At 70.8% G+C, this 8,562-nt stretch carries 5 protein-coding genes; 3 read left to right on the top strand and 2 right to left on the bottom strand.

Annotated elements, in window-relative coordinates; genetic code table 11:
• Window positions 1-52: 52 nt before the first annotated feature.
• The 3 genes from O9344_RS19480 to O9344_RS19490 are packed head-to-tail and all read left to right on the top strand — an operon-like array spanning window position 53 to window position 5,685.
• Complete coding sequence (locus tag O9344_RS19480; RefSeq protein ID WP_298481196.1) at window positions 53-880, top strand: hypothetical protein; 828 nt, start codon at window positions 53-55, stop codon at window positions 878-880.
• Window positions 765-2,333, top strand: a complete 1,569-nt coding sequence (locus tag O9344_RS19485) for a DNA polymerase Y family protein (protein ID WP_298481198.1) — start codon at window positions 765-767, stop codon at window positions 2,331-2,333. The genes O9344_RS19480 and O9344_RS19485 overlap by 116 nt, the downstream gene beginning before the upstream one ends.
• Window positions 2,317-5,685, top strand: coding sequence for an error-prone DNA polymerase (locus O9344_RS19490; RefSeq protein ID WP_298481200.1), 3,369 nt, complete (start codon window positions 2,317-2,319; stop codon window positions 5,683-5,685). Before O9344_RS19485 ends, O9344_RS19490 begins: the two co-directional genes overlap by 17 nt.
• Here the strand turns inward: O9344_RS19490 and O9344_RS19495 are convergent.
• Both O9344_RS19495 and O9344_RS19500 read right to left on the bottom strand, forming a co-directional pair.
• Window positions 5,668-8,016 carry a hypothetical protein gene (locus O9344_RS19495; RefSeq protein WP_298481202.1) on the bottom strand — a complete coding sequence of 783 codons (2,349 nt, stop codon included), beginning with the start codon at window positions 8,014-8,016 and terminating at the stop codon, window positions 5,668-5,670. The two genes, O9344_RS19490 and O9344_RS19495, sit on opposite strands and share 18 nt — an antisense overlap.
• A 152-nt stretch (window positions 8,017-8,168) precedes the next feature.
• Window positions 8,169-8,562, bottom strand: a 394-nt coding sequence (locus O9344_RS19500; RefSeq protein ID WP_298481204.1) for a flagellin, incomplete at its 5' end; no start/stop codon positions are given.

The raw sequence follows: 8,562 nt of genomic DNA on the forward strand, positions 1-8,562 counted from the left end.
TTGACTCTCGCGACAGGAGTCCTCTCTATACAGGAACAAAACGGGAACAATTATGACCGCGCGACGCGACACCCTCGCGGCGCTGAAGGGCACCCTTGCGCGTCTGGAGCGGGGGGGCATGCCCCCGGCGTCGCCCCATGCCCCCTCGGACGGGTCCGGCCTCGTGCCGCTCGGTGCGGCCGGCCTCGACGCGGCGCTCGGCGGCGGCATCGCCCGCGCCGCACTGCACGAGGTCCATGCCGAGGCGCCCGTCCATGTGCCGGCGGCAACCGGCTTCACCCTCGGCCTCGCGCGCCGTGTCGCGCCGGCGGGTCCGCTCGTCTGGGTGCGCCAGCGCTTCCTCGACCAGGAATTCGGCCGGCCCTATGGCCGCGGCCTCGCCGCCCTCGGCCTTGATCCGGGCGCGGTGGTGATGGTGCGCGTGCGCGACGCGGAAGACGCGCTGAGGGCAACGCTGGACGCCGCCCGCTGCGGCGCTGTCGGCACGGTCGTCGCGGATATCTGGGGCGCGCCGAAGATCCTCGACCTCACCGCCAGCCGCCGCCTGTCGCTCGCCGCGGCCGAGAGCGGCGTCACCGTGCTGATGACCCGTGCCGGCGCCGAGCCTGAGCCCTCCGCCGCCCTCTCGCGCTGGCGCGTGCGCGGCCTTGCTTCCGAGGCCGCCGAGGGTGGCATGCCGGGTCGGCCCGCCTTCTCCGTCACCCTGCTGCGCCACCGCGCCGGCATTCCTCCCCGCGACTGGTCCATGGAGTGGGATCGTGAACATGGCCGCTTCCGCGAGCGGACGGCGCTACCTGGCCGTCTGGCTCCCCTTCCTGCCGAGCGAACGGCTGCGCCGCCTGTGGAGCCGCAATCCATCCCCTTCCGCCGCGCCGGCTGAGGCCCCGCTCGTCCTTGTCGAGAGGATAGCAGGCGCCATGCGCCTCGCCGCGGTCGACCCCATGGCGCGCGAACTCGGCCTCGTGCCCGGCCAGAAGCTCGCCGATGCCCGCGCCTGCGTGCCACAACTCGCCGCCATCGACCACGATCCGGTGGCGGACCAGAACCTTCTGGAACGCCTCGCCGACGCCGCCGACCGCTATACCCCACTCGTCGCCCTCAACGCGCCGGACGGGCTCACCCTCGACGTCACCGGTTGCGCCCATCTCTTCGGCGGCGAGGCAGCGCTCTGCCGCGATCTTCTCGAACGGATGCGCGGCGCCGGCTTCACCGCGCGGGCGGCGCTGGCCGGCACGCCCGAGGCAGCGGCGGCCCTGGCCCGCCACGGCAGGCCCGGCATCGTGCCGCCCGGCGGCGAGGCGGAGGCCGTGGCGAGGCTGCCTGTTGGCGCCCTTGGCATCGACGCCTCCACCGCCCTCGCCCTCACCCGCGCCGGCCTCAAGACCATCGGCGACCTCGCGAGCCGGCCGAGCGACCTCCTCGTCGCCCGTTTCGGCGCGGGCCTTGCCACCCGGCTGCGCCGTGTCTGTGGCCACGAGGATGCCCGGCTGACGCCGCGCCGGGCGGTCGCCGCCTGCATGGTGGAGCGGCGCTTCGCAGAGCCCGTGGCGCGGCGCGAGGACCTCACCGGCGCCCTCTCGCTCGTGCTCGGCAAGGCCGCGGCCAGCCTGGAACAGCGCGGCGAGGGCGGGCGGCTCTTCGAGGCGAGCTTCTTCCGCACCGACGGCGTGGTCCGCCGCATCGCGGTGGAGACGGGCGAGGCGACGCGCGACACCGCCGCCGTCTCACGCCTCTTCACCGAGCGGATGCATCTCCTCGACGATCCCACCGATCCCGGCTTCGGCTTCGATCTCCTGCGCCTCGCCGTGCCGCGCACGGAAGTCCTCGCCGCCCGCCAGGTGCTCATCGACGGCCGCGGCGAGGCCGAACGCGAGACGACCGCCCTCGTCGACCACCTCGTCGCCCGCTTCGGCCGCTCCAATGTGCTGCGCTTCCTCGACCGCCCCTCCCATATTCCGGAGCGCGCCGAGGTCATGGTGCCGGCCATCGCGGTCGGAGGCGGCAGCTACCGCAGCGCCGGCCCAGCAGCGGCGCGCCCCCTCGCCCGGCCGCTGCAGCTCTTCGACCCGCCGCAGCCCATCGAGACCCTCGCCGAGGTGCCGGACGGGCCGCCCGCCAGCTTCCACTGGCGGCGCACCACCTTCCAGATCATCCGCGCCGAGGGGCCGGAGCGCATCGCCGGCGAATGGTGGCGCGACGGCGAGGACATGCTGACGCGCGACTATTACGGCCTCGAGGACCGCGAGGGCCGCCGCTTCTGGGTCTTCCGCCAGGGCCTCTATGGCCGCGAGACCGCGAGCCCCCGCTGGTTCATCCATGGGCTCTTCGCCTGAGGCGGCCATGGTCTATGCGGAGCTCGCCACCCACACGAACTTCTCCTTCCTGCGCGGCGCCTCCCACGCCCGCGACCTCGTGCTCACCGCCCTGCTGCTGGGGCAATCCGGCATCGGCATCGCCGACCGCAACACGGTGGCGGGCGTCGTGCGCGCCCACGCGACGCTGGAAGAGCTGCGCAGCGAGGGCCTGCCGCCCCCCGAACGGGTGCGCGAGGGCTCGGGGCCGGGCGAAGTCAGCTTCGTCAAGGCGCCGCGCCCGGACCTCTCGCAGGAGGTCATCAAGGCCGCCGCCGCCCGCTTCCGCCTCGCCGTCGGCAGCCGCCTCGTCTTCTGCGACGGGTCGCCGGAGGTCATCGTCTATCCGCAGAACCGGGTGGGCTGGGGCCGGCTCTGCCGCCTCCTCACCACCGGCAACTTAAGGGGACGCAAGGGCGAGTGCCGGCTCACCCTCGACGATCTCGCCGCCGACACCCGCGACCTCCTGCTCATCGTCATGCCCGGTGACGATGAGGCGACCCTGACCCGTGCCCTGCAAGTGCTCGGCGAGGCGGCGCCCGGTCAGCTCTGGCTCGCCGCCACCATGGGCCGCGACGGCGAGGACCGCCGCCGGCTGTTTGCCCTCCGCGACCTCGCGGCGGCGAGCGGCCTGCCGCTCCTCGCCGTCAACGACGTGCTCTACCACGACCCCGCCCAGCGCGACCTGCAGGACGTGCTCACCTGCATCCGCGAGGGCGTCACCATCGAGGAGGCGGGCTTTCGCTTGCAGGCTCATGCCGAGCGGCACCTCAAGCCCCCGGCCGAGATGGCGCGCCTGTTCCGAGACTGCCCGGAGGCGGTGGCCGAGACGCAGAACCTGCTCGCCCGCATCGACTTCTCGCTGGCCGAGCTGAAGTATGAATACCCGCAGGAGCCCGTGCCGCCGGGCTGGACACCGCAGGGCTGGCTGGAAAAGATCACCTGGGAGCGTGCCGCCCACCGCTATGGCGGCACCGTGCCGGACAAGGTGCGAAAGCTCCTCGCCGACGAGCTCGCCCTCATCGCCGAGCTCGACTATGCCCGCTACTTCCTCACCATCGTCGACATCGTCCGCGTCGCCGAGGACAAGGGCATCCTCTGCCAGGGCCGCGGCTCAGCCGCCAATTCCGCCGTCTGCTACGTGCTCGGCATCACCGCCGTCGACCCGAACGACCATGACCTGCTCTTCGCCCGCTTCATCTCCTCCGAGCGCAAGGAGCCGCCGGACATCGACGTCGATTTCGAGCACGAGCGGCGCGAGGAGGTCATCCAGCACATCTATGCCCGCTATGGCCGCGAGCGGGCCGGCATCGCTGCCACCGTCATCAGCTACCGGCCGCGCAGCGCCATCCGCGAGGTCGGCAAGGCCCTCGGCCTCACCGAGGATATTACCGGCCGCCTCGCCGGCATGGTCTGGGGCTCATGGGGCACGGAGATCGGCGACCATTACGTGCGCGAGGCCGGCCTCGACCCGACGAACCCGCTCATCCGCCGCGCCGTGGATCTGGCGAGCCGCCTCATCGGCTTTCCCCGCCACCTATCCCAGCATGTCGGCGGCTTCGTGCTCACCGGCGGCCGGCTCGACGAGACCGTGCCCATCGGCAATGCCGCCATGGCGGACCGCACCTTCATCGAATGGGACAAGGACGACATCGACACACTCGGCCTGATGAAGGTCGATGTCCTGGCACTCGGCATGCTCACCTGCATCCGCAAGGCCTTCGCCCTTTTGCGCGACACCGGCGGGCCGGACCTCGACCTCGCAACCGTCCCGGCCGAGGACCCGGCGGTCTACGCCATGCTCTGCCGCGGCGATTCCATCGGCGTCTTCCAGGTGGAGAGCCGGGCGCAGATCAACATGCTGCCGCGGCTGAAACCGCGGAAGCTCTATGACCTCGTCATCCAGGTCGCCATCGTCCGCCCCGGCCCCATCGAGGGCGACATGGTCCATCCCTATCTGAAGCGCCGGGCGGGGCTGGAGCCCGTCGTCTATCCCTCGCCAGCGCCCGAGCACGGGCCACCGGACGAGCTCTACCAGGTGCTGAACAAGACCTGCGGCGTACCGCTCTTCCAGGAGCAGGCCATGCGCCTCGCCATGGTGGCGGCGCAGTTCACCGCCAACGAGGCCAACGGCCTGCGCCGCGCCATGGCGACCTTCCGCAATGTCGGCACGATCGGCCGCTTCGAGCGGCTCATGGTCGACCGCATGGTCGCCCGCGGCTACGACCCGGCCTTCGCGCGCCGCTGCTTCGACCAGATCAAGGGCTTCGGCAGTTATGGCTTCCCCGAGAGCCACGCCGCCTCCTTCGCCAAGCTCGTCTACATCTCCTCCTGGATCAAATGCCACCACCCCGCGATCTTCGCCTGCGCCCTCCTGAACGCCCAGCCCATGGGCTTCTATGCGCCGGCGCAGATCGTCCGTGACGCGCGCGAGCATGGCGTCGAGGTCCGCGCCGTCGACGTCAATGCGAGCCTGTTCGACAACACGCTGGAGCGCGACGATCCGGAGGCGCCGCTGGCGCTGCGCCTCGGCTTCCGCCAGCTCGACGGCTTTCACCTGGCCTGGGCCGAGCGCCTCGCGGCGGCGCGGAGCCGGCCCTTTCGCGATGTCGAGGACCTCGCCCGCCGGGCGGCGCTGCCGGCGCGGGCGCTGCGCATCCTCGCCGATGCCGACGCCTTCCGCTCCCTCGGCCTCGACCGGCGCGAGGCTGCCTGGGCGGTGCGCCGCCTGCCCGACGACGATCCGCTGCCGCTCTTCGCCGCCGCCGATGCCAAGGAGCTGGGCGCAGAGGCCGATGCGAACCTGCCGGCCATGCCGCTGTCGGAGCATGTCGTCGCCGACTACCAGACGGTGCGCCTGTCGCTGAAGGCCCATCCGCTGGCCTTCCTGCGCCAGCGCTTCCAGGCCGAGGGGGTGATGACCTGCGCCGCAATTTCAGCCGCCGCCAACGGCGCACGGGCACAAGCAGCGGGCGTGGTTCTGGTGCGCCAGCGCCCGGGCAAGGGCACGGCCGTCTTCATCACCCTGGAGGACGAGACCGGCATCACCAATGTGGTGCTCTGGGCCCGCCGCATGGAGGCCTTCCGCCGCGCCATCATTGGCGGGCGGCTGCTGCTGGTGCGCGGCGTGGTTCAGCGCAGCCCCGAGGGGGTCGTCCACCTCATGGCCGAGGACATCATCGACCGCACGGCCGACCTGTCGCTGCTGTCGGAGGATGCGATGCGCGACAGCCTCGCCCGCGCCGACGAGGTCAACCGGCCGCAATATCCGCGGACCGGCGGGCGCCACCCCCGCGACGTCAGGGTGCTGCCGAAGTCACGCGACTTCCACTGAGCGCATCGGCTCGACGTCGACCGAGGTCACGTCGAAGGCGTGGGGCTTCTCGCCCTGCCTCCAGATCTCCACCATGCCCTCATAGGCCCGCCCGAGATGCTCGGCAAAGCGCGCCGGATCGAAGAGCGGCATCGTGTCCCGGCGGCGCAGGAGGTCTTCGCGCATCGCCCGCGCCGTGCCCGGATCGTTGCCGAGGGCAATCGCCTTGGCGACATATTCGTCGAAGCTGTCCGACATGAGCTGAGGCATCCCCGCCGCCTGCAGCAGGCTGCCGGACACGCGCGACACGAAGCTGTTGCCCGACAGTGCCAGCAGCGGCGCGCCCATCCACAGGGCGTCGCTGGCGGTGGTGTGCGAGCCGACCGGATAGGTGTCGAGCGCCACGTCGACCAGCGCGTAGCGCGCGAGATGCCGGGCATGGTCGAGGACGGGCGCGAAGATCAGCCGGGACGGATCGACGCCATGGGCTTCAGCCCGGGCGGTGAGGCGATCCTTGACCACCGGATCGCGCGCCAGCAGCCAGAGCACCGAGCCCGGCACGCCCTTCAGGATGTCCATCCAGGCGGCGAACAGCTCGCTGCCGACCTTGTAGATGTGGTTGAAGGAGGCGAAGACGAAGGCACCCTCCGGCAGCCCGACCATCTCCCGGGTCGGCGCATCGACCACCTCACGCCTGCGCCGGTTCGGCTGGTAAGTGTCAGGAAGCCGCACCACCGCCTCGTTGTAGGCGCCCTCCGCACCCTCCGGCACGATGAACCGATCGGCGATCACATAGTCGACCTCGGCCATGCCGTAGGTCCCGGGATATCCGAGCCAGTTCACCTGGATGGGAGCGGGGCGATACTTCAGCATCCCCAGGCGGGAGCCGCCGGTATAGCCCTTCAGGTCGACGAGCACATGGATCCGGTCGTCGCGGATCTTGTCGGCGATCTCCGGCTCGGTCAGGGCCGCGACATCCTCGAACCGCTCGAAGGCCGCCCGCGCCCTGACACGCTCGGCATCCTCCGGCATGGCATCATAGGAATAGGCGATGATCTCGAAGCGCTGGCGATCCGTGCATTCCAGGACCTCCGTGAGCAGCTTCATGGTCGCGTGATTGTGGAAGTCATTGGAGAAATAGCCGACGCGGATCCGCTCGCCGGGAACGGGCGGAGATACGGACAGGACCGGCGGCTGCGAGGGGCCGGCAAGCGCCCGCGACCGGCGCTCCGCCGCCGCGCGCTGCAGCGCCGGATCGTCGGTCATGGCGAGCACCATGAAGGGCGAGAGCCCGCCCTTGCCGACGACGTCGGAGAGGGGCTGGAGCGAGGCAATCAGCTCCTCGGAGAAATCCATGTCAGCCACATGGCTGGCGGAATGGGCAATGGTCGACAGCAGACCGGTATGGTCCGGCATGCGTTCGCGCAGGATGCGGCCGAGGTCGACGACCTGCTGGTGGGCCATGGCATCGTGCATCAGCTCGATCAGCCGCGTGAGGGCCTCCAGCCGCGCCCCCGTGGCGGAGGCCATCGCCGCCTGGGCCTGGACGGCACCGAGTTTGTCCTCGGCCGCCATGAGCGCCATGATCTTGAACATCGACGCCCAGTGATCGTCCGGGATCTGCGCCAGGACCAGGTCGGCCGCCGCGACGGCCTCGCGGTTGCGGCCGCTCTGCACGTGCTGGCCGACATCATAGAGATGCAGCACGGCACTGAGGTCCTCGAGCCGCATGCCGAGGGCGAAGACATCCTCCGTGGCCGCGCCAGCCGCCTGGAAAGCCGGCCCCAGCGGCAGCCAGACATGGGCGTCGGGCCCGGCAGCCAGCGCCTTGCGCGCGCAGGCGAGCGCCCCGTCATAGTCGCCGCGCGACATGGCGATCATCATGGCCGCGGCGTCGATCTTGGGATGGCTGGCGACCCGGTTCAGATGCGCGACGATCGGCTCGGCGGTCTCGATATTGCCGGCGCGCACCATGCACCAGGCAAAACTCAGGAAGGCATCGGCACGGCTCGAATCGGCGCGTGCCAGGGACAGCCAGACCTCGCTCGCCGTCTTGAGGTCGCCGCGGGTGAGGTGGCACGCAGCCAGCCCGTCGAGGGTATCGGGATCGGTCGCAGCAGCGTGGCGAGCGATGAAGTCGGACGCATCGTCCGTGGCACCAAGGGCCCTGGCGAGCAGGACGCGATGGGCGGCCTCACCCGGCTGGGCGAGGCCGAGCTGGCGGGCGATGCGGACCGCGATGAAGGCTTCGCCCCGGCTGAGGGCCGCCTCGGCGGACCGGGTCGCATAGTCGACAGCGCGCTGGGTCGTGCGTTCGTCGAGGGGCCGCGCCCACTCCAGCGATCTGGCCATTCCGGTCTCCAACGGCGCGGGATGAGCGGCGCAGGCGTCGCTCCCTGTTTCGCAATGTTGTCCAGCATGGTTAACGGAGCGCTAACGGGGCCGCCTGAAATGAAAAGGGCGGCCCGAGGGCCGCCCTTCCCGATCGTCTCCGAAGCGTGGACTTACCGGAGGAACTGGAGGACCTGCTGGTCGCCCTGCGAGGCGAAGGACAGGGCCGAGGTGGCGAGCTGGGCGCGGGTGTTGAGCGCCAGCAGGTTCGCACCCTCTTCGTTCTGGTCGGCGAGGGTGAGGTTGTCCGCACCACCGCGCAGCGTGTTGATCATCGACTTGGTGAAGTCCTGACGGTTCTGCACCACCGAGAGGTTGGAACCGAAGGCCGACGACTGCGAGCGCAGCGTGTTGAGCGCCGTCGACAGCTTGCCGAGCACCGCGTCCAGACCCGAGTCGCTGTCCGCCACCGTGGTGGCCTGGGCATCGATGCCGAGGTTGGTCGAGTTGATCGCCGTACCACCCTTCGACTGGATCGTCAGCGAGGACGAGCCGGTCTCGTTGAAG

It is taken from the genome of Phreatobacter sp. (assembly GCF_027532945.1).
Classification (GTDB): domain Bacteria; phylum Pseudomonadota; class Alphaproteobacteria; order Rhizobiales; family Phreatobacteraceae; genus Phreatobacter.

Excerpts from the sequence above, each read along its gene's own strand:
- O9344_RS19485 (WP_298481198.1), top strand. The coding sequence starts at position 765 with ATGGCCGCTTCCGCGAGCGGACGGCGCTACCTGGCCGTCTGGCTCCCC.
- O9344_RS19490 (WP_298481200.1), top strand. The coding sequence starts at position 2,317 with ATGGGCTCTTCGCCTGAGGCGGCCATGGTCTATGCGGAGCTCGCCACC.
- O9344_RS19495 (WP_298481202.1), bottom strand. The coding sequence starts at position 8,016 with ATGGCCAGATCGCTGGAGTGGGCGCGGCCCCTCGACGAACGCACGACC.
- O9344_RS19480 (WP_298481196.1), top strand. The coding sequence starts at position 53 with ATGACCGCGCGACGCGACACCCTCGCGGCGCTGAAGGGCACCCTTGCG.